Source organism: Pseudanabaenaceae cyanobacterium SKYG29 (assembly GCA_025055675.1).
In the GTDB taxonomy this organism is placed as follows: domain Bacteria; phylum Cyanobacteriota; class Cyanobacteriia; order Pseudanabaenales; family Pseudanabaenaceae; genus M5B4.
The window spans coordinates 221,852-248,472 of sequence record JANWWT010000004.1 but is presented as its reverse complement, the minus strand read 5'-3'; the positions used below and the strand labels follow the sequence as shown (position 1 = coordinate 248,472).

At 49.9% G+C, this 26,621-nt stretch carries 21 protein-coding genes; 9 read left to right on the top strand and 12 right to left on the bottom strand.

Annotated features, from left to right (window positions below; all coding sequences use genetic code 11):
• Positions 1-140 precede the first annotated feature (140 nt).
• The 3 genes from NZM01_08700 (at position 141) to ald (ending at position 3,828) form a co-directional block, all read left to right on the top strand.
• Positions 141-1,502 (top strand): TldD/PmbA family protein, encoded by a 1,362-nt coding sequence (locus NZM01_08700; GenBank protein MCS6960115.1) that lies wholly within the window; start codon positions 141-143, stop codon positions 1,500-1,502.
• Positions 1,503-2,078: 576 nt separating this feature from the next.
• Positions 2,079-2,636, top strand: a complete 558-nt coding sequence (locus tag NZM01_08695; GenBank protein ID MCS6960114.1) for an NUDIX hydrolase — start codon at positions 2,079-2,081, stop codon at positions 2,634-2,636.
• An 85-nt stretch (positions 2,637-2,721) separates the two neighbouring features.
• Complete coding sequence (gene ald, locus NZM01_08690) at positions 2,722-3,828, top strand: alanine dehydrogenase (protein MCS6960113.1); 1,107 nt, start codon at positions 2,722-2,724, stop codon at positions 3,826-3,828.
• On the opposite strand, the gene NZM01_08685 is transcribed toward ald, so the two are convergent.
• A complete protein-coding gene (locus tag NZM01_08685) occupies positions 3,773-5,119 on the bottom strand; it encodes a four-carbon acid sugar kinase family protein (GenBank protein MCS6960112.1) in 1,347 nt (448 codons plus the stop codon). The two genes, ald and NZM01_08685, sit on opposite strands and share 56 nt — an antisense overlap.
• 64 nt (positions 5,120-5,183) lie before the next feature.
• Here NZM01_08685 and NZM01_08680 point away from each other — a divergent pair, with 64 nt between their 5' ends.
• The 6 genes from NZM01_08680 to miaA all read left to right on the top strand — a co-directional run bounded on the left by NZM01_08680 (position 5,184) and on the right by miaA (position 12,617).
• Positions 5,184-6,227, top strand: a complete 1,044-nt coding sequence (locus NZM01_08680) for an ion channel (protein ID MCS6960111.1) — start codon at positions 5,184-5,186, stop codon at positions 6,225-6,227.
• A 169-nt stretch (positions 6,228-6,396) separates the two neighbouring features.
• Entirely contained in the window at positions 6,397-8,811 is a 2,415-nt protein-coding gene (locus NZM01_08675) for a DUF839 domain-containing protein (protein MCS6960110.1), read from the top strand.
• A gap of 106 nt (positions 8,812-8,917) precedes the next feature.
• A complete protein-coding gene (locus tag NZM01_08670) occupies positions 8,918-9,178 on the top strand; it encodes a DUF3134 domain-containing protein (protein MCS6960109.1) in 261 nt (86 codons plus the stop codon).
• Positions 9,179-10,273 carry a phospho-N-acetylmuramoyl-pentapeptide-transferase gene (gene mraY / locus NZM01_08665; protein ID MCS6960108.1) on the top strand — a complete coding sequence of 365 codons (1,095 nt, stop codon included), beginning with the start codon at positions 9,179-9,181 and terminating at the stop codon, positions 10,271-10,273. It begins immediately after the preceding gene.
• Positions 10,273-11,706 carry a RecQ family ATP-dependent DNA helicase gene (locus NZM01_08660; GenBank protein ID MCS6960107.1) on the top strand — a complete coding sequence of 478 codons (1,434 nt, stop codon included), beginning with the start codon at positions 10,273-10,275 and terminating at the stop codon, positions 11,704-11,706. Before mraY ends, NZM01_08660 begins: the two co-directional genes overlap by 1 nt.
• A complete protein-coding gene (miaA, locus tag NZM01_08655) occupies positions 11,703-12,617 on the top strand; it encodes a tRNA (adenosine(37)-N6)-dimethylallyltransferase MiaA (GenBank protein MCS6960106.1) in 915 nt (304 codons plus the stop codon). Before NZM01_08660 ends, miaA begins: the two co-directional genes overlap by 4 nt.
• On the opposite strand, the gene NZM01_08650 is transcribed toward miaA, so the two are convergent.
• The 11 genes from NZM01_08650 to NZM01_08600 form a co-directional block, all read right to left on the bottom strand.
• Positions 12,582-13,790 carry a type II secretion system F family protein gene (locus tag NZM01_08650; protein MCS6960105.1) on the bottom strand — a complete coding sequence of 403 codons (1,209 nt, stop codon included), beginning with the start codon at positions 13,788-13,790 and terminating at the stop codon, positions 12,582-12,584. The genes miaA and NZM01_08650 overlap by 36 nt on opposite strands.
• An 11-nt stretch (positions 13,791-13,801) precedes the next feature.
• Positions 13,802-14,962, bottom strand: a complete 1,161-nt coding sequence (locus tag NZM01_08645) for a type IV pilus twitching motility protein PilT (GenBank protein ID MCS6960104.1) — start codon at positions 14,960-14,962, stop codon at positions 13,802-13,804.
• 14 nt (positions 14,963-14,976) lie between these two features.
• Complete coding sequence (locus NZM01_08640) at positions 14,977-17,001, bottom strand: GspE/PulE family protein (GenBank protein ID MCS6960103.1); 2,025 nt, start codon at positions 16,999-17,001, stop codon at positions 14,977-14,979.
• 93 nt (positions 17,002-17,094) lie between these two features.
• On the bottom strand, positions 17,095-17,997 hold the full coding sequence (locus tag NZM01_08635; GenBank protein MCS6960102.1) for a ferredoxin--NADP(+) reductase: 903 nt from the start codon (positions 17,995-17,997) through the stop codon (positions 17,095-17,097).
• An 80-nt stretch (positions 17,998-18,077) separates the two neighbouring features.
• Positions 18,078-18,908 (bottom strand): shikimate dehydrogenase, encoded by an 831-nt coding sequence (locus tag NZM01_08630; protein ID MCS6960101.1) that lies wholly within the window; start codon positions 18,906-18,908, stop codon positions 18,078-18,080.
• A 345-nt stretch (positions 18,909-19,253) separates the two neighbouring features.
• The gene (gene dxs, locus NZM01_08625) at positions 19,254-21,173 is read right to left on the bottom strand and encodes a 1-deoxy-D-xylulose-5-phosphate synthase (GenBank protein ID MCS6960100.1); all 1,920 of its coding nucleotides are present in this window, start codon (positions 21,171-21,173) and stop codon (positions 19,254-19,256) included.
• Positions 21,174-21,299: 126 nt separating this feature from the next.
• Positions 21,300-21,830 (bottom strand): thioredoxin domain-containing protein, encoded by a 531-nt coding sequence (locus NZM01_08620; protein MCS6960099.1) that lies wholly within the window; start codon positions 21,828-21,830, stop codon positions 21,300-21,302.
• A 46-nt stretch (positions 21,831-21,876) separates the two neighbouring features.
• Positions 21,877-24,189, bottom strand: coding sequence for a single-stranded-DNA-specific exonuclease RecJ (recJ, locus tag NZM01_08615; protein MCS6960098.1), 2,313 nt, complete (start codon positions 24,187-24,189; stop codon positions 21,877-21,879).
• Positions 24,182-25,429, bottom strand: a complete 1,248-nt coding sequence (fabF, locus tag NZM01_08610; GenBank protein ID MCS6960097.1) for a beta-ketoacyl-ACP synthase II — start codon at positions 25,427-25,429, stop codon at positions 24,182-24,184. The genes recJ and fabF overlap by 8 nt, the downstream gene beginning before the upstream one ends.
• The gene (locus NZM01_08605) at positions 25,429-25,668 is read right to left on the bottom strand and encodes an acyl carrier protein (protein ID MCS6960096.1); all 240 of its coding nucleotides are present in this window, start codon (positions 25,666-25,668) and stop codon (positions 25,429-25,431) included. The genes fabF and NZM01_08605 overlap by 1 nt, the downstream gene beginning before the upstream one ends.
• Before the next feature lie 117 nt (positions 25,669-25,785).
• The gene (locus NZM01_08600; GenBank protein ID MCS6960095.1) at positions 25,786-25,983 is read right to left on the bottom strand and encodes a hypothetical protein; all 198 of its coding nucleotides are present in this window, start codon (positions 25,981-25,983) and stop codon (positions 25,786-25,788) included.
• Positions 25,984-26,621 lie beyond the last annotated feature (638 nt).

Below are 26,621 nucleotides of genomic sequence, written 5' to 3'. Positions count from 1 at the left end.
TTACCACACAATTAAAAGGTATGGCTAATGTTAAGTTTTTCCCTAGTTGCTAGTCCCAGTGGTAGATGTTCTCTAGGCGACAGCTGTGGCAGCGGGGAATTTTGCTAGGATAGGGGCGCATAAGAATTCGCTGACTGACTATGCAAGACCAACTACTGTCCCTGCTCAAATCCTATAGTGGCTCTGTGGATTACTTAGAATTACGCTTGGAAGAAAGTGAATCTACGCTTATTTCCTTTCAAGGTAAAGAACTCAATGCCGTCGATCGTTCTATAGGTCTGACTGGTGGTATTCGTGCCTGTTATCGGGGGGGCTGGAGTTTTGTAACATTTAACAGTCTGGAGAATATCACCGATCGGATGGAAGCTGCTATCAGCCAAGCTCAGTTGGTAGGCAAAGAACAAACCCAGCTGGCAGAAGTTGCACCCGTGGTGGATACGGTGAAGGCAGATATTAAGGATGACCCCAGGGGCTACAGTCTAAAAGAGAAGAAGGAATTGCTCGGCTATTACAATGATTTGCTGTTGCGGTATGACGATCGCATCCAAACGACGATGACTACTTACCGCGATCGCTTTGCCACTACTTATTTTGTGAATTCTTTGGGTACAGCTATTTGTCAAGAACGCTTGGATATATCGGGACGGTTTGGTGTGGTTGCCCGCAATGGAGTGGTCAGACAGGGATTTGAGTCCTTGCACTCCCGCTCGGACTACGGTGTGTTGCGTCATAAAGAAGAGGTGGTGCTAGCAGCGGCAAAAAGAGCGATCGAGCAACTAGAGGCTAAACCTGTAAAAGGGGGACAATACACGGTCATTCTTGATCCCTATCTGGCAGGGGTGTTTATCCATGAAGCCTTTGGTCATCTGTCAGAAGCGGATTTTGTCTATGAAAACCCTCGTCTCCAGGAAATTCTCACCCTAGGCAAACCGATCGCTAATCCTGCTCTGAACGTAGTTGATGATGCCACCCTACCCGACCTGCCAGGCACCATGAACTATGACGATGAAGGAGTACCAGGACAACGGAAGTATCTAATTAAAGAGGGTATTCTCACCCAAAGGTTACATAACCTAGAGACGGCGGGCAAGATGCAAGAAGCCCCCACAGGCAACGCCAGAGTGTTGAATGCCTCCTATCCCCCCATTGTGCGTATGACTAACACAGCGATCGAGGCTGGGTCTTACAGCTTTGCCGATATGGTGAAAGATATTGACCTTGGTGTCTATGCTATCAAGATGCTGGGGGGACAGACAAATGGGGAGATGTTTACCTTTGCGGCGGCAGCTGGCTATATGATTCGCAATGGCGAAATTGCCGAACCTGTGAGCGATATTACCTTGAGTGGTAACGTCTTCCAAACTTTGAAGGATATTGATGCCATCGGCAACGACACCCAATTTGCCTACGGCGGCTGCGGTAAGGCTGATCAAATCGGTCTGCCAGTGAGTGTGGGCGGTCCCCATGTGCGCATTCGCAATGTTGTAGTCGGCGGTAGATGAGCTGGTTGTCGGGTTTCCCTCTGCTGGTTATCTCTTGGTGCCAGCTCTCCCCTGGTCTGAGTTGGTAATGGCAGCTTACCGCTAAACTTGACTTACAAATACGCCCCGATGTCATTGATCTTGATCGGCACCGATCGGTGGTGGGCTGCTATCGCCGCCAAGGCACAAGGTTGGCTCCTACGAGAACTGGCTACTGGCTTGCCCCCGTCATGCTGACCTGTTTTGATGGGGTGGAACCTGACAACATGGTCCCCTCACCTACCGAAGCCTACAAAAGAGGACTAGCGATCGGACAGAACAACACTCCTGCGGCCGACCTGGTTAACCTTTATGATGAAGATGGGTTCTATTACGGTTGGGAACTATCTTTGCGAGGTTACATTGCTGCGGGAAAACCTGTATTTGCCTCTGAATACACAGACCTCCCCCATAATCGTCAATCCCAGCAACTAGGCTTTAGTGCAATTTGCACACACTGCAACCTCGATGCCTGGTTACAAACCTGTCCCCCTCACCGCCAAAAACCAAGCTTTACAGACAAGGGTATGATTAAAGGGAAACTATCCTCTAGTGTTTATGACTACTGTGCCCTTTGTTTTATTGCAAAACCGCCTTACCTACCAGGGACGTAAATACAAAATTCGCATCGATCGGTTACAACTGCCCAACGGCAAAGAGGGGGAATACGAGTATATTGTCCATCCGGGAGCAGCCATGGTTGTACCTGTGACGGCAGAGGGCAAACTAGTGATGATCAAACAATATCGCTTTGCTGTGCAACGGTATCTCTTGGAATTTCCCGCTGGCACCCTAGAACCAGCAGAGGACCCAGAAACTACTATCAAACGAGAAATAGAAGAAGAAACGGGTTATCGTGCCCACAGTTGGCAAAAGTTAGGCGCGTTCTTCCTCTGTCCTGGTTATTCTGATGAGGTCATTCATGTCTATCTGGCAAAGGACTTAGAAAAATTGGCAGAACAACCCAGCGGCGATGAGGATGAAGACATTACAGTACAGTTATACGATCGGGAGCAGATCGAAGACCTCATTCACAGTGGGGGGGATTGCCCTACCTTAGTTGACAGTAAGAGCATCACAGCTTGGCACATGGCATTGAGGTATTTAGACAGTTAAACATTTGTTGGCTAGGTAACTGACAGTTACTGATCGGCAGTAGCATGATAATAGAGAGCACTAGAATTACTTACCCGTTGACCGTATGAGAATCGGTGTCCCCAAGGAAATTAAAGACCAAGAATTTAGAGTGGCACTCACCCCAGGGGCAGTGGGACAGCTAGTAGCTAAGGGGCACCAGGTCACGATCGAGAGGGGGGCGGGGGCAGGGGCTGGTTTTAGTGACCAGGATTACCAAAGACAGGGGGCAGCAATTGCTACGACACCCGAGGAAATCTTTGCCCAGGAGTTAGTCTTGAAGGTAAAGGAACCCCTGCCCCAGGAATACAAGTGGTTGCATGATCGCCTGATTCTCTTTACCTACCTGCATCTGGCAGCGAGTCGGGAGTTAACGGTCGCTTTACTGGAGAGTGGCTGTAGTGCCTTTGCCTACGAGACGGTGCAGTTAGACAACGGGCAACTACCGCTCCTAACGCCAATGAGTATGATTGCGGGACGGTTGGCAACCCAGTTTGGCAGTCACCTCCTCACTAAGCAGCAGGGGGGTATGGGACTACTGTTGGGTGGCATTCCAGGAGTGAGACCCGGACGGGTGGTCATTTTGGGTGGGGGGACAGTCGGCACGGAAGCGGCCAAGATAGCGGTGGGTTTGGGGGCAAGGGTGCAAATTCTGGACATCAGTATCGATCGGCTCAACGAACTATCCCAGCTGTTTGGTGCGCGGGTGGAATTGTTGTACAGCAATCCCAGCACGATCAGTGAAGTCATTCCCGCGGCGGATTTGGTAATTGGGGCGGTGCTAGTGCCAGGGCAGAGAGCGCCAGTTTTGGTGTCCCGGGAATTAGTCAGGCAAATGCAGCCAGGGGCAGTGATTGTCGATGTGGCAGTAGACCAAGGGGGCTGTATTGCCACAGTTAGACCGACGAGTCACAGTCAGCCTACCTATGTAGAAGAGGGGGTTTTACACTACGGTGTACCCAATATGCCGGGGGCGGTACCCTGGACAGCAACCCAAGCCCTTGTCAATGCCACCCTTCCCTATGTTCTGCAGTTGGCAGAAGGGTTAGACTACCTCGATCGTTATCCCATCCTCAAACGGGGGTTAAACATCTATCAGAAAAAGATTGTCCATCCTGTCATTGCCCAGGTGTTTCCCGATCTTGCGAGTTGGGAGGGTCTGAGCGACCACTGAGACGTTGATAGACGGTGACCAGACTGTCCCGATCGCCCACATTGCCAGGGAAGAGCACTACAGGTAAGTTCGGGAAGCGGGGATGGTGGGAATCTGTGCGCACCACTGACACCCCAGGTAGAATTTGCCCCAGTAGACGCACTGCCCGCAAAGCCAGACCCTTGCTCAAAACATCGTTGGAAGTGATGCCGCCCTTACTGATAAGAAAGCCAATGCCAGGGGGCAAGTTAGCCACAATCGCCATCAGTAAATCTGACACTCTTTCCCCAAAAGCTAGTCTTGCTGCTAAGTCAGTAAAGGTAATTTCTTGCCGACTGGTGAAGATAACAGGTGTCAAGCCTTGCTGTAGGCTGGTTTGTACTTTTTCCAAAACTTCCTGCTGCAATGAGGCAAATTCATTGTGTAAAAGACGTTCCACTTGTACTGGAATTGGTTGCACTGAGTTCAACTCCAGGAGAGCTGCCAATTGGGTCGTCGTCTTTTTGACGTGAGAACCCACTAGTATCACTCCCGTGCTATTGACATGCCTTCCCATCTCCTCTGGGGCAATAGGTTGGGGGGGTAACTGCGCCAAAGCCGTCAGCAAACTAGCGGCACTCCGAAACAAAAAGCGCTTGCCTTCTGCACTGACAGTCAAAACATCCTGGGCAAACCGATCGAGGTCACTTTGTTCCTTGGCATCTACTACCACACAAACATTCCCTTGCAGTTGTCGTAGTTTGTCCTGCAACCCCGCTCGCACATCCTCTAACAAAAACCGCACCACCTGTTCCGCCTTGATGCGTCCTTTAGTCTTTTCCTCCACGTAGGCAGGTAAATAGCTGGTGGAATAACCAAACACTGAATCCTTGGCAAACTCCGTCAAATGGGTAGGTGTAGGTACACCGTCAACCATCAGGTAGTGCACACTATTTTCTGTAAATCTCCCCCCCTCAAAAAAGGCAGGTACTAAGAAATGGGCATCAAAGGTTCCCAACTCCGCTGCTATCACATCCGTTTCAATGGGGTAATGTCCCCGCAAGGTGGAATCCGATCGGCTGACAATTAGAAACCGCTCTACTCCCTCTTCCCGCAGCACCTCCCGCAAGTTTTGACAGACCGACCTGGTGATAGCAGCCGCCCGATCGGGGGGCACTGCCCGCGTATTGGTCAAGACAAAAAATAGAGGGGAGTTATCCTTGACACCCAGTCTGAGGGTTTCTTTATCCCACTGGGTCAGTAATAGGCAACTGTGGACAGTTTGGCAACCTGTGGGGTCATCATCCAACACAATAACTAGAGGGCGTACCATCAGGGATTCTTGACGATTTGTTTAATGATAGCCTTAAACTGAGCTAGGGAGAGACACAGGGAGCATGAATTTAGAGGAACAGCTGCTGTCGGGGCAAATTCTCAAAAAAGAAAACCTCTCCTTTGTCTTGCTCCTAATTACGATAATTGTGCTGCTCAGCGCAGCCATTGTGGCAGAGGTAGAACCTAGTTTTACTTTTCCCGATGCCCTCTGGTGGAGTATTGTCACTTTAACAACCGTCGGTTATGGCGATCTAGCGCCCAAAACTCTACTAGGTCGCTTAATTGCCGTGGTCATTATGATCTTGGGCATTGGGTTGCTCACAACTGCTAGTATTACCATCAGCGCTATTGTGGCTAGCACCCTTATCAATCGTCGCCTCAAGGAAGAACAGGGGATGAACTCCTACCAGTTTGAAAATCACATCATCTTTTGTGAATGGAACTACCGTGTCCGTTCTATTCTCCTGCAATTCCGCAGTACCCCCGCCACCAAAAATACCCCCATTGTCCTTATCTCCGATACAGAACGGCGACCGATCGAAGACCGTAATCTCTTCTTTATTCGGGGGGGAGTGACGGATGAAACCCTGCAGAGGGCAAACATCCAGCAAGCCAGTACTGTCATTATCCTGGGCGACGATCGCCTCGACCCTGAAGCCAGAGATGCCAAAGTTGTTCTCTCTACCCTGACGGTGGAAAGCTTGAACCCGCATGTCTATACGATCGTGGAACTCTCCGATCAGCGCTACCTACAGCATTGCCAGCGCGCCAACGCCGATGAAATCATCGTTAGAAGTGACCTAAGTGCCATGCTCATCTGTCAAGCCGCCCTCAATCATGGCATCAGCAGACTGTTTAATGAACTTCTCTCCCCCGCCATTGGCAATCATACCTATATCACTCCCGTTCCTCCTGAACTAGTGGGTAAAACAGTTTTAGAATCTATGCCCATTTTGAAAGCCACTCGTAACAGTACCCTCATTGGTATTCAAACTGCTACAGGGGAAGTCCTCTGCAACCCTGACTGTGATTACTGCTTGCACCCCCAAGACCACCTAGTCTTAATTATGAAGGAATTCCAAAGCCCTGGCGGACATAACCTCTAGTTAACTCAACCTTTACATAGGCTTAACTTTCGGGGTCTATCCTAATAGGTAACTGAGTTAAGGTACTGAGGCTGAGTTGAGTATAGGCTCGACCAGTTTAGGTAGCTGTATTCATCAATACCCTTAACAAAATTTTTACACTGTCAACTTTAGTTTGAGAGGAAACTCCATGTCCGACTTATCCCGCAGGCAGTTACTCGCGTTTTTTGGCGTGGGTGTAGGTACTGCTGTACTCTCTGATGTTGTGGGTGAACAATTTTTGGGTGCCTCTGCCCAATCGGTTAGCGGCTTGAAACTTACCCCTGTACGCCTACCCAGTCCCCTGCCTATTTATCGTACTACTCCTTCCTTCCTGCCTACAGGTTTTGGTGGACAAGGGCGCACGATCGAACCCTCCAGTGATGGTAGACTTGATAGCTACACTGTCCTCGATGATGTAACTGTTCCCCCTGAATTTGAGTATTACACTATTTTGACCTGGGGCGATCGGGTATTTCCCAACCCAGAAGAGTACTGGGGCTTCAATGCCGACTTCAATGGCTACATTCCCATCAACGGCAATGTCGACGGCTGGCTGGTAACTAATCATGAATATATTGGCTATCCCTTCCACCCCCTAGCGCCTGCTACCAGTGCTGACCTCAACTCCCCTGAATTTCCTGATGCCTTTGAACCAGTAGTAGGCTTCCGTCTGCCTAGGGCTGCCAGCCTGAGTGCTCTGCCGCGGGAAGATCAGTTGTTGATTCAAGGGGAATTTTGCTACAACCAAGGCTTCTCTGTAGTGCGCATTCGGCGCAATGCCAGCGGCAGATTTGAGCCTGTCAATGACCCCAAGAACCGGCGCTATCACCTGTTGTCGGGTCTAGCTATTAACGCAGAGCGCACTGACCAATACAGAACCGTCACTTCCTGGGGTCCCCGCAGCTACCAGAAGGGTGACAACAACTTCTTGATTGGTACTGGCCCTGCTGTGCGTGATGTATTTGAAGGGGTAAATGCCGACGGTTTGGGTAACCGTATCATTGGTACTGGTTTCAACTGCTCTGGTGGTGTTACACCTTGGGGCACGGTGTTGAGCTGCGAGGAAAACTTCCAGGCTGGTACACCCTTCTTCAACGGTGTGCAGGAAGATGTCCGTCCCAACGGTACGCAAGTGGGTTATCTCAACCTCACGCCTAACCCTGCTACTGGTACCCTGTTTGGTCTGGTGGGAGAAAAGTACGGTTGGGTAGTAGAAGTTGACCCCAATGATCCCAACTTCCGTGCCCGTAAGCACACTGCCCTGGGGCGTTTCCGCTGGGAAAACATTACTGTCCGCGCCGAAGCAGGTAAGCGACTGGTGACCTACATGGGGTGCGATCGCCGTGGTGGTCGTGTGTACAAGTTTGTCTCCCGCGGCACTGTTACCAATCCGACGGACAAAGCTAACAGCCGTCTGTTAGAAGATGGTACGCTCTTCACTGCCCGTTTTGAACCGAATGGTACTGGTCGTTGGATTCCTCTTACTTTAGACACTCCTACTGACCCCATCCGCCCTTCTGAGTTGTCCGCCGTACCTTTTGCTTCTGGTCTGTTTAGCGAAACCGCTACCCTGAACTTGGGGCGTACACGCCTACCCCGTCGGGCTGGTATTGCTGGTCAGACTGTAGACGGTGGTTCTTTCATCTGTGAGCGGGGTGCTTCGGAGGAGGCGGCTTTTGTCACTGGTCCTACGGGCTATCTGGGTAAGCGTCTACGGGATTTCTATCCCACACTGGGAGCTATCCTGGTAGATGCCCACCTGGCTGGTAACTTGGCTGGTGGTACTCCCACTGCTCGTCCTGAAGATTTGGAAATCAATCCTCGCAATCCACGGGAAATCTTTATTGCTTTTACCGATTGTGCTCCTGGTAGTGATGGCTACCCCGATTCCCGCATCTTTAACGTGGCTAAGTTGTCAGAAGACCCGCGGGCACAACAGCAATCTGGTGCTCTCTTCAAGATCATTGAAGATTCGGAAGATGGTACTGGTTTGACTTTCCGCTGGGAGCGTTTCCAACAAGGTGGTGAAGCAGGCTCCTATGCTGGCGCTGGTTTTGCCAATGTGGACAACCTAGCCTTTGATGACCAGGGCAACATTTGGGGTGTGACCGATATGTCTACTCCCACCCACAATGGCTTTGCTACTGGTGCCACTCGCCGTGAAAATACAATCAACCACAATGCGGTCGGTGATGTTTCTGCCTTTACGGGTGTATTTGGCAATAACTTCTTCTTCTACATCCCAGTTAGTGGTCCCAACGCAGGACAGCTAGTACCCTTCGGTTATGGTCCACCGCGGTCTGAGTGTACTGGTCCCTTCTTTGTCGGGGATACTTTCATTCTGTCTGTACAACACCCTGGGGAAGATGAACCCTACAGCCCGCCAGTGACCTACACTCGCACAATTCCCATGTTGGATTTGAATGGAGTAGTGTTTAACCAAACTCGTACTGTAACTCGCGGTAGCACCTGGCCGCGCAAGGGTGGCAATGTACCTCGTCCGGCGGTAATTGGTATCCGTCGTAAGAATAGTACTAATCCGAACGGCTCTTTCTTGGGCTAAGCGGTTAATCTCTGGACTCGATCGCTGTCCGCCTGTGGGTGGGCAGTTTTTTTATAGCGGGCAGCCAAGTATAATAGCAATGAGTGTTGGCAAGTGATGTATTGCTATGATTTACAACCCTACGTTGCGTGAAGAACCCCGTAATCGTCCTGCTGGTATTTTGCCCAAACCCCAAACGGAATCAATCCTAGATTGGCTGGAAAGGACGGGGCGTATTGCTGCTCGTACCCCAGAAATTAGTGTTATCTATGATGAAGATATTGATGAGTTGAATGAAATTATTGGCGATGACACCAGCTACTATGATGAGGAAGAGGAAGACTTGGTATCTGATTTGACAGGGGAAGAAGAGGAAGACTTGCTGTAAATGGAAGAGTCTACAGTTAACAAACCCAACTTGTTTACAGGCAGAGTTATTTCTCTGTCTTTATTTGTGGTCTTGGCTGGTGTGGTCGTCGGGCAGGGATTTCTCCTGCCCCCAGAGAACCGCTGGGGTTTCTGGCTGCCCTGGGCGTTGAGTCTGGTAGGGGTGATAGGCAGCGGCACGATCGTCTTACCCTGGCTGCGGCAACTCAAAGTGGGGCAAGTGATACGGGAAGAGGGGCCCCAAAGCCATTTGCCAAAAGCGGGTACACCAACGATGGGGGGAATTTTCGTGGTACCGATCGCTCTGCTTGTGCCTGTCCTCTGGACGGGGGTTGCCAGTGATGTCCTAGGGGCTGCTCTCTTGACTCTGGCTTTTATGTTTGTGGGTTGGTTGGATGATTGGCTAATTTTACGGTACAAGTCTAACAAGGGTATTTCGCCACGGATGAAGTTGGGGTTACTGGGGATTGCCTCGGTTCTGTTCTGCTTGTGGGCGGGTGGGCAAGGGTTGTCCACAACAGTTGGATTACCTTTTGACTGGTCTTTATCTTTGGGCCTGTCGTTTTGGTTGTTGGCTCTGTTCGTCTTGCTAGGCAGCAGTAATGCTACTAATTTGACCGATGGTTTGGATGGTTTGGCAGGGGGCACAGGAGCAATTGCCTCTTTAGGTCTGGCGTTATTACTGTATCCTGAACACTCTGACCTGTCTGTCTTTTGTCTATCTATCAGTGCTGCCTACTTGGGTTTTCTGTGGCACAATCACAATCCAGCGCGGGTATTTATGGGAGATACAGGTTCTCTGGCGTTGGGGGGTGCACTGGCAGCGGCGGCCATTTTAGGGGACAAACTCTGGGGTTTGCTGATTCTTGGTTTATTGTTTGTCTGGGAATCACTATCTACAATTTTTCAGGTGGCATACTACAAGGCGACGAAAAATGCAGAGGGAGTGGGTAAAAGGCTGTTTAAGATGGCTCCCTTTCATCATCACCTGGAGCTGAGTGGCTGGAGTGAGTTGCAGGTGGTAGCAACTTTCTATGGCGTTGGTTTATTGCTGTTAGTTGTAGCCTTGGTGATTGAAACGATCGATAGGGGCTAATGGAGTGGGAGCGGGTTAGGGCTAGGTTCCGAGAGGTGTGGGGGTATGAAGATTTTCGGCCGCCCCAGGGGGAAGTGATTGCTAACCTACTGACAAAGCGGGATGGTTTAGTGATTTTGGCAACAGGGGGGGGTAAGTCTATTTGTTTTCAGTTACCTGCTCTTTTGCAGTCTGGTCTGACGTTGGTCGTTTCCCCTCTGGTAGCTTTGATGGAAGACCAAGTGCAGGATTTACAAAGACGGAATTTGCCTGCTGCCACTATCCACAGCAATATGACCAAAAACGATCGGTGGCAAGTTTTAAGGAACTTCTCCCATTGGCGATTACTTTATCTTTCCCCTGAGACCCTGTTTTCACCCCCTGTGTGGGAAAGGTTGTGTCATCCCGAATTAAAAATCGCCGGTATTATGCTAGACGAAGCTCACTGTTTAGTGCAGTGGGGGGACACATTTCGTCCTGCCTACAGAAGACTGGGAGCGCTACGACCGGCTTTGTTACAACAAAAAGGGAAAGAACACCCTCGGATTCCTATTGCTGCTTTCACGGCTACGGCTGACCCAGATGTTCAGTCTGAGCTATCATCTTGCCTACAATTACAAGACCCCCATGTTATTCTTACTCCTCCCTACCGCAAACATCTAGCCCTGCATGTGGAGATCAGTTGGAGTCCCCAGGGCAGAAGGGACCGAGCGATCAAATATATTCGTGCCCAAAAAGGGGAGGTGGGTCTGGTCTATGTGAGGACACGCAAAGATAGTGAAGAACTGGCAGCCTGGTTTAACGAACAGGGTTTGCAATGTGCCTACTACCACGGCGGCATGATTCCTAGGGAAAGAAGACAAATTGAGAAGGCATGGCTAGACGGCATTTATACTTTTGTCGTCTGTACATCCGCCTTTGGTGTGGGTATAAACAACCCTAAAACTCGCTGGGTGTTGCATTTTCAGTCGCCCCTAACGATCGCGGAATATGTACAAGAGGTAGGGAGAGCCGGGAGAGATGGCAAGGCAGCTCAGGCTTTGATGTTAGTCAGTGAGCCAACAGGACTGTTGGATAATACCGATCGGAGTCGTTATCAATTTTTCCTTGATCAACAACGCAAGATTGTCCAAAAAGCCCGTCAACTCTTACCTAGGCTCCCTCGCCAAGGTACCTATGAAGAAGTCAGTCGTATTGATCCAGAGGCCCCCGCTGCCTTGGGATTACTGCACAGAGCAGGTAAGCTAGTGTGGCACGACCCCTTTCACTATGAAATTCTCTCTGATACTCGCTCCCTACCCAACGTGGATGAGACTGCCACTCTGCAGATGCAAAAATTTATTACTACGAAAGGATGCCGCTGGTCGTTCTTGATGTCAGTGTTTGGTTTCGTGGAAGAAGCGAGAACTATGCGTTGTGGTATTTGTGATAACTGTCTCCGCCAGAAAAAATGAAAGAACCAGGACTGATTGTCATCTTTGGTGCCACTGCCACGGGTAAAACAGAATTAGCCATCAAATTAGCCCACGCACTCCATGTCCCTATTCTCAACGCTGATTCCCGTCAGGTCTACCGCTACTTTGACATCGGCACTGCCAAACCAACCCTAGAGGAAAGACAGGACATACCTCACTATCTGATTGATATTGCTGACCCTGACCAGCCCATAACGATCGCTGATTACCAAAAACAGGCTTACGCTCTCATTGCTGAACTTCACCACCAGGGAATTACACCCATTCTCGTCGGTGGCTCTGGCTTTTATTTGCGATCGATTACCCACGGTGTTGCTATTCCCCCTGTACCCCCCCAACCCCAACTGCGTCAGCAACTAGACCAGGTGGATACTGCTCTTCTTTACCAACTCCTGCACCAGATTGACCCCCCTCGGGCACAAGTACTGCACCCTCACGATCGGTTTCGGCTCACCCGCGCTCTGGAAATTTTTTACACCACCGGACAGTTACCCTCCCAACTAGGACAGGTAAATCCACCGCCCTTCCCCATCTACCCTATTGGTCTCCTGCCTCCCGACACCGAAACCTACCGAAAACGCATTAGACAAAGAGTTGTCAAAATGCTCGATCGGGGCTGGCTAGAAGAAATCCGTTACATTCAGCATAAATTTGGTGATCACCTACCCCTCCTGCAAACCCTGGGCTATCGGGAAATGCGGCAGTATCTGGCAGGGAAAATCGACAGAGAGGAAGCGATCGAGGAGATAGTTAAACGTACACTGCAAACGGCAAAGCAGCAGAAAACCTGGTTCAAGTCCCCAGAAAATCTGCTGCCCCACACAAAATGGATAGGAACAAAAACAGATTGTGACTTACTTGATCTCATTCATGATCTTGAAGATGGGTAAATACATTCCTGCCAGAATGGAGCCTACCATACCCCCTAAGAAAAGAATCATAAACGGCTCCATGATACTGGTCAGGGCCTTGACTGCCTCCTCCACTTCATTTTCATAGAAATCAGCAATCTTCATCAGCATCTTATCCAGTTCGCCCGTCTCTTCCCCAATAGCCAGCATTTGCAGTGCCATAGCGGGAAATACTTTCTGTCTTTCAATTGCTGGCGTAATCTGTCCACCTTCCTTGACTTCCTCTTTTGCTGCTGCCAGGGCATTCTCAATCACAACGTTACCTGCTGTTTCCCCTGTGATTTCTAGAGAAGTGAGTATGGGCACACCTGCACGAGAAAGGGAACCAAATGTACGAGAAAAACGGGCTACAGCTGTCTTCACCACCAGATCACCAAATACTGGCAACTTCAAGAATAGCTTGTCCATAAACAGCCTGCCAAAAGGAGTAGCATAGAACATCTTATAACCTGCAATTAACAGGAAAATACCAACTGGAATTAGCCAGAACATCCAGCTATTGAGGAAGTTACTGATGTTCACTAGAAACTGGGTGAAAGCGGGTAACTCACTGCCTAATTCCTTGAAAATACCATCAAATACAGGGATGATAAATTTACACATCCCCACAAAAATTAACACCGCAATGATTGTCACTACTGTGGGATAAGTCATTGCCGACTTGATCTGATTCTCTAAGCGAGCTGCATCTTCTAAAAGTTTAGCTAGGCGGTTGAGTACATCATCTAACACACCCCCTGCTTCTCCTGCTTGTACCATTGCTACGTATAGTCGATCGAAAATATCTGGGTGTTTGCGCAGAGCATCAGAGAAGTTTGTCCCCTGTTCCACATCAGCCAGAATTTCCTTTAGTGCAGCCTTGAGTTTAGGATTAGTTGCCTGGTCAGTCATTACTCCCAAGCCACGCACCATAGATACCCCTGCGTTTACAAGCGTAGCCAATTGACGCGAAAACAGAGCCTTGTCCTTAGTCGTAACATTAGCAAGACTTATCTTTTGGAAGTTAAATCCTGTCTTGACTGCCGAAATTTCTATTACCGTAAAACCCTTCTGGCGCCATATCTCCCGCGCCTTAGCAGGGGATTCCGCTTCGATCGTTTGGGAGACAGATTTACCAGCCGGGTCTTTTAACTTTGCCTTGAACTTCGCCATAGTACACCTACCTAGCCACTAATAGAACGAGACCTAATCATTTCTTGGGACTTGGGATCATAGGAACCCTTGGGGCGTTTCAAGTTGGGGGGATTGGGGCCCACTAAGCGGTGAATCTCCTCTGGACGGGAGGTCTTGGACAGAGCTGCCTCAAAAGTGATTTCCCCCTCGTTGTATAGGTTGACTAAGGCAGTTTCTAAGGTCTGCATCCCTTCCTTACCCCCCGTCTGAATCATGCCGTAGATTTGCGCTGTCTTCCCTTCCCGAATGAGGTTAGCAATCGCCGGGGTGACAATCATCACTTCTTGGCACATAACTCGTCCAAATTGACCAGGCTTGGGATTAGCACGGGGTACCAAAGTTTGGCTCAGCACTGCCTTCAAAGAGTTAGATAGTTGGACACGAATCTGTGCCTGCTGTTCAGGGGGAAACACATCCACAATGCGGTCTACCGTCTGCGCAGCGGAGCTGGTGTGCAACGTACCAAACACTAAGTGCCCTGTTTCTGCCGCTGTCACTGCTAACTGAATTGTTTCTAAGTCCCGCATCTCACCTACTAGAATCACATCGGGGTCTTCTCGCAACGCACCCCTAAGGGCATTAGCAAAGCTCTTGGTATCCTCCCCTACTTGCCGCTGGTGAATCACGCTCTTGACCGACTCATACACAAACTCGATTGGATCTTCAATAGTGAGGATATGCTCTGGACGATCAAGATTAATGCTGTTGATCATGGCAGCAAGGGTAGTACTTTTACCTGAACCTGTTGGGCCTGTGACCAACACTAACCCCCTTGGCAGATGGCATAGGTCTTTCACTACAGGCGCAACTCCCAAATCGTCAATGTCGGGAATCTTAGAACTCAATGCCCGTAGACAAGCCGCTACTGTTCCCCTATCCTTATAAACGTTGACCCGGAACCGCGCTAAGCCTTTAATCCCATAGGAGCAGTCTAACTCCCAGTTCTGCTCAAAAATCTTGCGCTGGTTGTTATTGAGCATGGCATAAATCAGCCGTTGTGTCTCCTCTGGGGTCAGGGGGTCTCTATCCGTCGGGGTTAATCTACCATTGATACGGATATAGGGAGGTAAACCCGCCGAAATGTGCAAGTCCGAGCCTTTGCGCTCAATTACTTCCTCCATCAAGTCCTCAATAATGTAATCCAGAACCATCCTTCGCTAACTCCTTAAAACGTACGGGGTGTAGTGCAGTAGGGACACTCTAACATCTCTGGCTTAAGAATTGCCCCACAACCAGTACACTCTAGGGACTTACTGCGCCGCATACGCTCTTCCGCTTCTCTGCCCTTGTCTGTGTAAACAACTCGTAGCACTTCCTCCAACGTAGTATAGCCCTGGCGCACAAGATCAAAGGCATAGTACATAAGCGTTTTCATCCCCTCCTTCACCGCAATCTCCTTGAGGGCATCCGCTGTTGCCCCTTTATTGATGGCACTAGCTAGGGCTTCGCTGTTCTTCATCACCTCATAGACCCCCACCCTGCCCTTGTAGCCGTTACCGCCACACTTAGGACAGAGTTTTTTCCCCTTTGCCTGCGCTTCGATAATCTCTTCTCGGCTCAGACGATTGGCTTTGTAGAAGGTGCGCTCCAAATCACTGGAGGGTAAGCCAAACCGATCGAGTTCTTCCTGGGTTGGCTTGTAGGGAATGCGACAAACATCGCAAACTCGTCGCATTAACCGCTGAGCACATACCCCAATCAGAGCCGTACTCACCATCACGGGGTCAATTCCCATCTCCTCCAGGCGAGCTACTGCCCCCGGTGCATCGTTGGTGTGCAAGGTTGTTAGTACTAGGTGCCCCGTCAAGGCTGCCTCGATCGCTGTCTTCGCCGTTTCATAGTCCCGTGTTTCGCCAACTAGGATTACGTCGGGGTCCTGGCGCAAAAACGCCCTGAGGATAGAGGCAAAATCCATCCCCTTTTCCCGAATCACTTGACACTGTGCTAAACCCGGCAGGTTGTACTCAATAGGGTCTTCTGCTGTACTGATGTTAATCCCAGGATCATTTACCTCCGCTAGTGCTGAGTACAGAGTCGTAGTCTTACCCGAACCCGTTGGACCAGTCACCAAAATCAAGCCATAGGGGCGACTAACCATGTCCTTCACCTTCGCCAGTGTCTCAGGGTCGGTAATTAAACGGTCGAGACCCAACTGGGTATTGGAATTATCCAAAATCCGCAGTACAACTTTTTCCCCGTGCTGAGTGGGACAGGTGTTGACACGGAAGTCTACCCGCCTACCTTGGAACATCCGTTTTAACTTACCATCCTGGGGTTTACGGCGCTCCGCAATGTCCAAGTTAGAAATAATCTTAAAGCGGGAGATTACCGCTGGAATAATGCTCTTGGGCAACTGCTTCTCGTTGGGCGGAATCATCTCCCGTAGCACACCATCCTTGCGGAAGCGTACCCTTAGGTATTTCTCCTGGGGTTCAATGTGAATGTCTGACACACCCTCCTTCAGGGCACGCACCAAGATTTGATCTACTAGTTTGATAATAGGAGCAGAATTTTCCCCTACCGCTTTGGTCAGGTCATTCTCCTGATCCGCTACATCTTCTAGCTCGTCGTCCCCAAAAATGTCCTGCTGGATTTCCAAAACCTTTTCATCAATTTCGGCACCCGTTGCCACCGCTCTCTGTTTGGCAACTTGGTAGGCAACGACAGCATCCAAAGTCTCTAGGAAGTCTTCCTTAGTAATTACCCTAATGGTGGGGGTCAAACCTACCTTGTTAGTAGCCCGTAGCAGTTCGTCCCGGTGACGGAAATTGTCCGGCGACACCATCCCTACCAATACATGGGTGTCTGTCCGTGCTAGAGGCAACATCTCACAGTCCCTGCAAGTATTGATGGGCAAAATAGCCTCCATCAGGGCACTCACATTCTCCGCTGCAAATTTGTCTTCCTCTATGACAGGGTCGATCGTTTCAATACCGTGTAATACCCGCAGCTCAAATAACTGGAGGGTCTTGTAGTAACGCACCACATCAGGCGGCAGGGAATTGTTGATAATGCTTTCTAATGCAGCAATTAGGGGCGTTCCCTCTTCTTTGCTCAGCTTCAGTGCCTGGTCGTACTGCTCAGGGGTAGCGTGACCCCCGTTGATCAATTTGGTCTCAAAGGGAGTACGTCCACCGCGGAGGGTAAGCTCTCTGCCTGCTCTTCTTCTGGGGGTATTTTCGGTTTCCATGACAGCCCTAGGGAATTTTTAGTGGCATTGTAGCCTATATTGACCGATCGGAGCAATAAGTAATTTTTAACTCCGATCGATCCCTATTAGCAGTTAGTAAGTTTCTACATGCCAGCGCTCTTCTTTTTTCATCTGTTTGCAGTATTCGCTCCAGTTAACGCCGCTTTTCGCTGCTGTTTCGGTGAGAAACTCCTCAATCCCACCTTCCATGCCTTTCAGACCACACATGTAGACATGGGTAGTGGGCTTTTGCATCAGTTCCCACAGTTCATCGGCATATTGTGCCATGCGATTCTGCACATACATTTTTTTACCATCCTTGGTGGTCTGTTCACGGCTGAGGGCGAGGTCAAGACGGAAGTTTTTCGGATGTTTGTAGGCTAACCATTCCAGGTCGGCTTTGTAGAGGATGGAGGCATCGTTAGTGACACCGAAGAAAAGCCAGGCTAGACCATTGAATTTGTAGTCTTCATGCTGCTCTTTGAACATCCGCCACAGGAAGGCACGGAAGGGAGCAATGCCTGTCCCCGTAGCGATCATAATAATTGTGGCATTGGGGTCATCAGGAAGCAGCATTTCTTTGCCTACGGGTCCAGTAATTTTAACTTCGTCTCCTGGTTTTAGATTGCACAGGAAAGTAGAACAAACCCCGTAGACCGTCTCTCCTGTTTCGGGATGTTTGTATTCCAGTTGCCGCACACTGAGGGAGACTGTCTTATCATCGCCGTCGTCGCCGTGGCGTGTGGAAGCAATGGAGTAAAGGCGCAGTTTGTGGGGCTTGCCGTTCTTGTCTTCCCCAGGGGGAATGATCCCAATGCTCTGCCCTTCCAGGTAACGCAGTTCACTGCCAGAGATGTCTATCTTGATGTGCTGGGTTTTGCCGATACCGCCAGGCCGGATCAGCGGTTCATTAGAGATACACTTGCCGACAAAGGGAGCATTGGGGCGATAGATGTTGACGGGGATGTCCTTTTTGTGGGTGAGGGTTTCTGTCATTTTAGTTTGTCAATCCTATACGGTTTACCATTGTGTGCCCTACTATCCTACTCTTCTCTGTGCCCCAATCACCCTTTTCTTTAGCTTTTATATGGGATTCCCAACGCCTCTGCCATAACCGCAATGGGAGGAGATACCTCTAACCAGTAAGTCAACGCCAAGGCTCCCTGGTAAAGTAACATTTCTAACCCATCGATCGTTGTCAGTCCCCTGGCTTGGGCTAACTGCAGTAAGGGGGTAGGACGGGGGGTATAGATGAGGTCGTAAACGATCGTCTGGGCAGCTAGGGCGGCAATTTGGGTATCAGTGAGGGGGGAATGATTGTCCATGCCAATGGGAGTGCAGTTTACCACCAGGTCAGAATTTTCTATTACTTGACTTAGCTCTAACCAAGGGCAGATATTAACAGCAAATTGTTGTTGCAGTAATTGCAATTTATCCTCACTTCTACCAACTACTGTAATATTTTTGATGCCCAATTTCTGACAGCCAACAATCACAGCTTTGGCAGCACCCCCAGTCCCTAAAATCACAGCCTTTGTCAATCGCCTATTGTGCAGGGGATAAATAAAGCCCTCTACATCCGTGTTAGTACCAATCCAGCCCTCTGCCGATCGTTTCACTGTATTCACTGCCCCTACAGTTTGAGCGATGGGGCTAATTTCTACGAGGTGGGGGAGTATCTCCTGTTTATGGGGAATGGTGAGATTAAAACCCATAACTGATTCACAGGCAAATAAGCCCTGGATCGCCACAGAAAACCGATCGATGGGGACAGGCAGTGCCACATAGACATAATCTAAGCCAAGATGGGCTAATGCCCGATTGTGCATAACGGGGGAGAGGCTATAGGTGACGGGATAACCAATCACGCCTAAAATTTTGGTCTTGCCGGTAATGCTGTGACTCATAGTGATTTGTTGGTAGTAAAATTGCCTCTACATCAGCGGGCACAAGGTATGGACTGAGGTTGTTGATTCCTGGGAGCGATCGCGTGTTCCCAACAGCCAGATTCCCACTGGGGAAACTGCACCGTAGAGTAGGGTCTTTGCCCCATCTACAAATCCCTGCCCTAAATCTTCATTTTTGCTGCCATCACCAGTAGTGTCTGCTGGGTTTGTAAGCAATAATCCTACCGTCCCCTGCAGCTGATGGCTGACAAAGATAGGGAATGGTGCAATCTCTCCATCAATTGGCTCTTCTTGGCTAATTGGAAATAACTTCAGCTAGTGTTGTGGTCGGAGAAAATGGGCAGTCTATGCACTAACCAGAGTTTTGGGTGACAATTGGGGGAAATAGCGTTCCAGAATCTGGATTGCCATCTGGTCGGGTAGTAATCCTAAATCCGCTAGGGATTCCTGGGGTGAGGCGTGCTCTACCAAAATGTCAGGTACTCCCAACCGCTGTACAGGTACGACAACCCCTGCATCCATCAACATTTCCACTACTGCCGAACCAAAGCCCCCCATCAAGCAGCCTTCTTCCATAGTCACGACTTTCTTAATTTGCTCACATAGAGGTATTAGCAATTCCCGATCGAGGGGCTTGGCAAACCTCGCATTCACTACCGTTGCCTCTACGCCGTGCTCCCGTAGGATTTCCGCTGTCTGTAGGGCAGGATAAACCATGGAACCGTAAGCAATTAGTACCACATCATCGCCGTGCCTGAGTACCTCCCCCTTACCGATGGGAATTGGTTCCCATCCCTCTGCCATCGTTGCTACCCCAATCCCGTTGCCCCTGGGATAACGCATCGCAATCGGTCCGTTGTGGTTTAAGCCTGTCACCACCATGGACTGCAATTCTGCCTCGTCCTTGGGTGCCATCAACACCATGTTGGGAATGCAACGCAGGTAGGCAATATCGTACATCCCCTGGTGAGTAGGTCCGTCTGCACCCACGATCCCCGCCCGATCGAGACAGAAGAAGACATGCAGGTTTTGAATACAGACATCGTGCACAATCTGGTCAAACGCCCGTTGCAGGAAAGTAGAGTAAATTGCTGCTACTGGTTTCATCCCCTCACAGGCTAAGCCCGCTGCTAGGGTGACCGCATGCTGTTCGGCAATCCCTACGTCGATGTATTGCTTGGGTAGGCGCTTTTGCAGAATGTCTAAGCCTGTCCCCGTTGCCATCGCCGCTGTAATGCCAATGATGCGACTGTCCTGTTCTGCCAGTTGGGTAAGAGTTTCCCCAAATACCTTGGAGTAGGTGGGGGGCTTGGGCTTGCTGGATTTGTTGGCTTTCCCTGTCGCTAGGTCAAAGGCGTTCTGCGCATGATACCCCACCCGATCGGCTTCTGCGTAGGGGTAGCCCTTGCCCTTTGTAGTTGCCACATGCACCATGACGGGACCCGTGAGGCGGTGGGCAGTTTCAAAGGTTTCAATCAGTTCGGCAATGTTATGTCCATCAATGGGACCGATGTAAGTAAAGCCTAATTCTTCAAATACCGCCCCCACTTTATTTTGCAGGACGGTCAAAATTTTGATATTGTCCTTAATCCTCTCTAATTCCGTGCTGAGGGATTCCCCTACAAAGGGAATGTTTTGAATACCCTCGCCGATATTACTACTGAGGAAGCGTACCCCAGGACTAAGGCGCAGGCGGTTCAAATACTTGGGAATGGCGCCCACATTCGGGGAAATCGACATCTCATTGTCGTTGAGTACTACGAGCAAATTCGTGTTGGGTAGATGCCCCGCGTGATTAATGGCTTCTAAGGCCATGCCCCCTGTCAGCGCACCATCGCCAATGATGGCTACTACTTTGAAGTTTTCCCCCTTCAAATCCCGCGCGATCGCCATGCCCAAGGCGGCGGAAATACTGGTGGAAGCATGCCCCGCCCCAAAGTGGTCAAATTTGCTCTCACAGCGCTTGAGATAGCCCGCAATACCTCCCTTCTGCCGTAGGGTGTGAAATCGGTCATACCTACCCGTCACTAACTTGTGGGGATAGGCTTGGTGCCCTACATCCCAGATCACTTTGTCCCGATCGAGGTCGAGGGTATGGTACAGCGCTAGGGTGAGTTCCACTACACCCAAACCAGGTCCTAGGTGTCCCCCTGTCGCCGCCACTGTCTTCAGGTGCTTGTCCCGAATTTCCTGGGCAATCAGTTCTAATTGGGAAACGGACAACGATCGGAGCTGGTTAGGATGAGTAATTTCGTGGAGGTGCATAACAGACCAATAGTTTATGAAATTCCGTGAATATTTCTAGTTTACATCCGCTGCTCAGCTCCTTAAGAAAACTTAAAATACCAGAGATAAAATTCTGCCTTTTCTCCTAAGCAAGACTACCCAAATCTAACTGTGACTGCGGGGTTGAGTGGGGTCGGGCGCTAGCGGACTGCTAAAAAACGTCCTTTGTTCACTGATCAGTTTGGCATGGGGTAACTTTTCCCCCCGTAACAAAGCGGTAATATTAGCTACCATAACTTCCTTGGGGACAAACCCGATCGCCTCTCCTACCACTGCCTTGGTGCGGTCTAAAAAGACAAAATGGGGAATACCATCAACCTGGAAGCGGCGAATTTCGGGGAGCCAGCGGTTATTGTCTACATCAAGCATGACGAAGTTCACTTGACCGCTGAATTCCTGTTGCAGAGCGCGGGTGTCCCCTGCCATGCTTTGACAGGTAGTACACCAATCGGCATAAAACTCAACTACCGTAGGCAGCTGGTTTTGCTGTGCCTCGGCCCAGGGTGTGCTGTGTCTGACTACCGCTGGGAGGGAAACATCCTGATTCTTTGTCTGTATACCCAGAAAGAGAAGGGTGGCTAAAACGATCGTGGTAATTGCCAATACCAAGTTAGTGAACTTCTGCGCTTGAACCATAGCCTTTGGTGCTTGCTGCCTTTCATTCTAGCCTTTGCTCAGGTTGTCAGGGGGATGTGAATTGGCGGCTTAGTTCGGCGGGAGATAGTTTGTACCAATTTGCCAACTGTTGTAGTTCTGCTGCAAGAGTTTGGGTGGGGGGAAAATCAGGGCAGCGATAACCTAACTCCCGCAACCCTGCCACGATCGCCCTGGGACTGACCCACCACTTCTGACTGGTAACTAGTAAATCCCAGTCGGGTAGATGGTCGGCAATCTTTTGTCTTAGCTCCCCTAGTCCAGGGAGAGGGGGAACATGACCAGCTAGGTAAATGTACTGGGGCTGCGCTACCCACACCAACCACCGCAGATGGTCAAGGGAAGGGGGTAAAGTCCAAAACAGGATGGCTGTACACTTGCCCTGGGGACGATCGTAGAAAATTTGCTCCGTCCATGGCTCAAACTTGTTTTGCGGTCTGTTGTAACCATACACTAGCAAAGAAGGTACCTTTTTCTGGAAATCTCGCACATCCTGCCACTGATATTGACCAGTTAGGCGGGGCGGCTGTTTGTAGGTAAGACGAAAGTTGCGCAATCCTTTTAGTTCTAACTCGATCGCCTGTTCCTCCCCATAGCTTTTCACCTTGGCACTAAAGACTATATCTACTTCCTCTGCCACCGGATGATATTCCTGCCACCGCCAAGCAACAGCCGTTATCTTTCTGCCGTCCCCCCGATCGAGGATTAACTTGAGATGGTTATCTTCTTTACCAAAGGTGCTCTGTTGTACTACTTTTACAGCTCTGGTGCAAAAGAGGGGGTCAGGATTGCCCACACCACAGGGTTGGAGGAGTTCCATCTCTGTTAGATGGGATAAAGACAAATCAGTCAAATGAATCATACTATCCACCTGTACAAAGGGCTGAATGTGCTCTGGTAACACCCCCGTCTGATGAGCAAACTCTGTCAGTCTATTCTTCAAAATCGGCAGATGCGCTAAGGGGAGAGAAAACCCTCCTGCAACTTTGTGTCCGCCACCTTTACCCCTAATGTCGGCGATGAATTCTAAGGACTGGGAGACATGAAATTCAGGAATGCTTCTGACAGAGAAACGGACTTCTTGCTTTTCCCTCTCCACACTGCCGATAAATACGGGTGCCCCATATCTTTCCACTAGCCGCGATGCTACAATGCCGATTACACCGTGATGCCAATGGGTTTCTGGACTGATTTCCCGATCGACAATCACAATCACTTTATCTGCCTGGAGGTTCCAAGCGCCGCTAGCTATCTGTTGTTCAATGTGAGCGACCGCTTCCTGTTCTATTTGTTCGCAGAGCTGCTGTCTTTTTTGATTCTGTTCTTCACAAATCGTGGCTTTTGCTTCTGCTTCCCACCAGTCTTCTGTTGTTAAGAGATCAATTACTACCTGGGGGTCACCAATTCTACCCACCGCGTTGATTCTGGGCCCTAGCTGAAACCCGATCGCTTCTGGGCGCAGAGCTTGCTGGGGATTGATGCCTGCCTTAGCCATGAGTGCCTGCACACCGACAATTTGCGACTGGGGTAATAGTTGCAGACCCTTTTTCACCAGCGGACGGTTGACTCCCGTCAGTTCAGCCACATCAGCGATCGTACCTAGAGTGAACAGTTCTAAAAGGGAATTCTGTAATTTTTCCCGCTTGCCAAGCATAGTCGCCAATTCCAACCCCAGCAGGTAGGCAACTCCTACCCCCGCCATACTCCTGTAGGGGGAACTAGGATGCAAAAACTTGGGATTGAGCAGGGCAGAGGCAGGGGGCAGTGTGGGGGGAATATCGTGGTGGTCGGTCACAATGACAGTCATGCCCAATTCCCGGGCTAACTCGATCGGTTGCTGGGCAGCAATGCCGTTGTCAACGGTGATAATCACCCCTACCCCCCTAGCGGCAAATTCACGGACAATCCGCTCGTTAATGCCGTAACCCTCCTGCATGCGACTGGGAATGGCGTACTCCGCTATGCCCCCCAACTCCCGCAATGTCCTTAGCAGCAAAGCCGTGCTGGTCATGCCATCCACATCGTAATCCCCACAGATGGCAATCTTTTCCCCCTTGCCAATGGCGTGGCGTAACCGCTCGAGGCTATAGGCAAAACTCCCTGCCACCACTGACCGTGCTTCGGGGGGCACTGTCTCTGCCAGGCGTTGAAATTCCGTCACAGGGTGAGGTAGGCGATCGGGGTCGGGGTACAAAAATTCTTGCCCTATCTCTGCCACCCCGCGATTGATCAGTAATTGTGCCAACAGGGGAGAAACACCCAATTCCCTCGCTAAAATTGCTGCTCCCTCTGGGTCAGGGGGATAAATTAGCCACCGCTGCGGGGGGGGAGCCTTAGCCACGGTATTTGCGAAACGCCAAAGTGACGTTGTGCCCACCAAAGCCAAAGGAATTGGACAGTGCTACCTCAATAGGAGTCGATCGTGCCCCTGTACTCACGTAGTCGAGGTCACACTCAGGGTCAGGGTTGACTAGGTTGATAGTTGGCGGTGCTATGTCATGGTGGACAGCTAAAACTGTAGCCACAGCCTCTATGCCCCCCGACCCCCCTAGTAGATGTCCCGTCATGGACTTGGTCGAACTCACAGGTACCCTATAGGCGTGCTCTCCTAGGGCAGTTTTGATTGCCTTCGTTTCATTGGGGTCATTGGCAGGGGTACTAGTCCCATGGGCATTGATGTAACCCACTTCCTGGGGCGCGATATTACCATCCAACAAAGCTGCCTTGATTGCCCTGGCTGCTCCTTCCCCCTCTGGGGCAACGTTGGTAATATGATAAGCATCACAGGTCATGCCGTAGCCCACCATCTCCGCATAGATTCTCGCTCCGCGCCCCAGGGCATGCCCTAAACTCTCCAGGATTAAAATACCTGCCCCCTCCCCCAGCACAAACCCATCCCTATCCCGATCGAAGGGTCGCGAAGCATGGAGATAGTCATCATTATTAGTGGTCATGGCTTTGCAGGCACAAAAACCCGCAAAACTCAAGGGAGTAATTGCCGCCTCTGTGCCACCACAGATCATCACCTGAGCATAGCCCCGCTGGACTAGACGAAAAGCATCGCCGATAGCATGGGAACCCGCCGCACAAGCCGTCACCGTACAGGCATTTGGTCCCTTTGCCCCCACGCGAATTGCAGTCAAGCCCGCCGCCATATTGGCAATCATCATGGGAATCATAAACGGACTACACCGATCGGGTCCCTTTGTGCGCAGAATTTCGTGTTGTTCCTCTAGTACCTTAATCCCCCCGATCCCCGTGCCAATGATAATGCCCACGTCGTAACAGTTTTGGGGGGTAATTTGGAGCTGGGCATCCGCTAACGCCTGTAGACTAGCTGCCATAGCAAATTGGGCAAACCGATCGACCCGCCGCGCTTCCTTGCGATCGAGGTACGCTAGGGGGTCAAAATCCTTCACCTCTGCCCCAATGCGCGTAGCAAAGCCCTCTGTATCAAACAGAGTTACAGGAGCAACCCCATTGCGCCCGTTGCGGAGTCCCTCCCAGTAAGTGGGCACGTCATTGCCGATGGGAGTAACCGCTCCTAACCCCGTGACCACCACCCGTTGCAGTTCTGGCATTAGTTTGCTTGCTTGCTTTCAATATATTTAACCGCATCCCCTACCGTAGCAATCCCTTCCGCATCCTCATCGGGGATTTCCAGCTTAAATTCCTCTTCTAAAGCCATTACTAATTCCACTAGGTCGAGAGAATCTGCCCCCAGATCGTTTTGGAAATGAGACTCCGGTTTGATTGTATCCGCCTCTACACCCAGTTGTTTTGCTACTACCGTCTGCACTCTGGTTAGGGTATCGCTCATTTAGGTTGTTTTTCCTCAGAACAGCGTATATCATTCTAACGGAAGAGGAGCACCTTGCCCAAAAAAATTGTGGCTTAGTTGCCTAAACCACATTCATTCCCTGTCTTTGCCATCTGGTTACTGCTTGCCTTCCTGCTCTTCCGTCTGTAGATCGTCGGGGTCAACATAATGACAAACATGGTCATCCAGGCAAATGAGTGCCCACCCATTTTGGTCAATCGATACCAGTTTGTAGGTCTCCTCTACTACGAAAAACCCCTTGTGATTGCGTGTCTCTGGTTTTACCCGTACTTCCTGCGGCTTGTTTGGTAGCATAACTCTCTTCTCCTATAGGTAATTTGTCAAAGGTTAATTGAAAAATGGTATATATAAGCATACCACTTGCCTATTAATATTTTTGTTAAGAAATCTGGCAAAATCCCCCTGAAACCGTGAAAATTTCTTAAAAAAACTAACTAAATTTTAAGTAGTTCTCTGAGTAATCATTTATCGGTAATTATACTCACCTTCTCCAGAGTTTTCCAGTAGATTTACCTAGTAGTCCTAGTCGCTAATTTTTTGAACATAGATTATAGATTTAGGAGAGGGACGTAGAAACAATTCTTATCTGACGACAATAGAGACTGCAGGTTTGGGACAGCGCAGAGATCAACGCCGTAGGGAAGATTTTCATGCCACAGGTGATCGTCGAAGGCTAGCAAACCGTACTTAGGGACTAATCTAAAACATCAGGGGCTTGATGAGAGCCATCAATATAAATACATAAAAGTAGTTTCTCTTACCTGCTGCCAATAATTCTGCCAATTTTATATCAGAAAACCCCTTATGCACAACTAAGTCAACTCTGTGGTTAACTTTGGCAACTGCAAGGTTGATAGTAGCAAAGAAATTTTTTCGACGATTGCCATGTCAATTCCTTAATGTTCTATACCTCTTGTTCAAACGTCAGTACA

Excerpts from the sequence above, each read along its gene's own strand:
- NZM01_08600 (MCS6960095.1), bottom strand. The coding sequence starts at position 25,983 with ATGCTACCAAACAAGCCGCAGGAAGTACGGGTAAAACCAGAGACACGC.
- NZM01_08645 (MCS6960104.1), bottom strand. The coding sequence starts at position 14,962 with ATGGTTCTGGATTACATTATTGAGGACTTGATGGAGGAAGTAATTGAG.
- NZM01_08620 (MCS6960099.1), bottom strand. The coding sequence starts at position 21,830 with ATGGTTCAAGCGCAGAAGTTCACTAACTTGGTATTGGCAATTACCACG.
- NZM01_08700 (MCS6960115.1), top strand. The coding sequence starts at position 141 with ATGCAAGACCAACTACTGTCCCTGCTCAAATCCTATAGTGGCTCTGTG.
- NZM01_08660 (MCS6960107.1), top strand. The coding sequence starts at position 10,273 with ATGGAGTGGGAGCGGGTTAGGGCTAGGTTCCGAGAGGTGTGGGGGTAT.
- miaA (MCS6960106.1), top strand. The coding sequence starts at position 11,703 with ATGAAAGAACCAGGACTGATTGTCATCTTTGGTGCCACTGCCACGGGT.
- NZM01_08630 (MCS6960101.1), bottom strand. The coding sequence starts at position 18,908 with ATGAGTCACAGCATTACCGGCAAGACCAAAATTTTAGGCGTGATTGGT.
- NZM01_08670 (MCS6960109.1), top strand. The coding sequence starts at position 8,918 with ATGATTTACAACCCTACGTTGCGTGAAGAACCCCGTAATCGTCCTGCT.
- NZM01_08605 (MCS6960096.1), bottom strand. The coding sequence starts at position 25,668 with ATGAGCGATACCCTAACCAGAGTGCAGACGGTAGTAGCAAAACAACTG.
- NZM01_08675 (MCS6960110.1), top strand. The coding sequence starts at position 6,397 with ATGTCCGACTTATCCCGCAGGCAGTTACTCGCGTTTTTTGGCGTGGGT.
- fabF (MCS6960097.1), bottom strand. The coding sequence starts at position 25,429 with ATGCCAGAACTGCAACGGGTGGTGGTCACGGGGTTAGGAGCGGTTACT.
- NZM01_08685 (MCS6960112.1), bottom strand. The coding sequence starts at position 5,119 with ATGGTACGCCCTCTAGTTATTGTGTTGGATGATGACCCCACAGGTTGC.
- NZM01_08635 (MCS6960102.1), bottom strand. The coding sequence starts at position 17,997 with ATGACAGAAACCCTCACCCACAAAAAGGACATCCCCGTCAACATCTAT.
- dxs (MCS6960100.1), bottom strand. The coding sequence starts at position 21,173 with ATGCACCTCCACGAAATTACTCATCCTAACCAGCTCCGATCGTTGTCC.
- ald (MCS6960113.1), top strand. The coding sequence starts at position 2,722 with ATGAGAATCGGTGTCCCCAAGGAAATTAAAGACCAAGAATTTAGAGTG.
- NZM01_08695 (MCS6960114.1), top strand. The coding sequence starts at position 2,079 with ATGACTACTGTGCCCTTTGTTTTATTGCAAAACCGCCTTACCTACCAG.
- NZM01_08680 (MCS6960111.1), top strand. The coding sequence starts at position 5,184 with ATGAATTTAGAGGAACAGCTGCTGTCGGGGCAAATTCTCAAAAAAGAA.
- NZM01_08640 (MCS6960103.1), bottom strand. The coding sequence starts at position 17,001 with ATGGAAACCGAAAATACCCCCAGAAGAAGAGCAGGCAGAGAGCTTACC.
- mraY (MCS6960108.1), top strand. The coding sequence starts at position 9,179 with ATGGAAGAGTCTACAGTTAACAAACCCAACTTGTTTACAGGCAGAGTT.
- NZM01_08650 (MCS6960105.1), bottom strand. The coding sequence starts at position 13,790 with ATGGCGAAGTTCAAGGCAAAGTTAAAAGACCCGGCTGGTAAATCTGTC.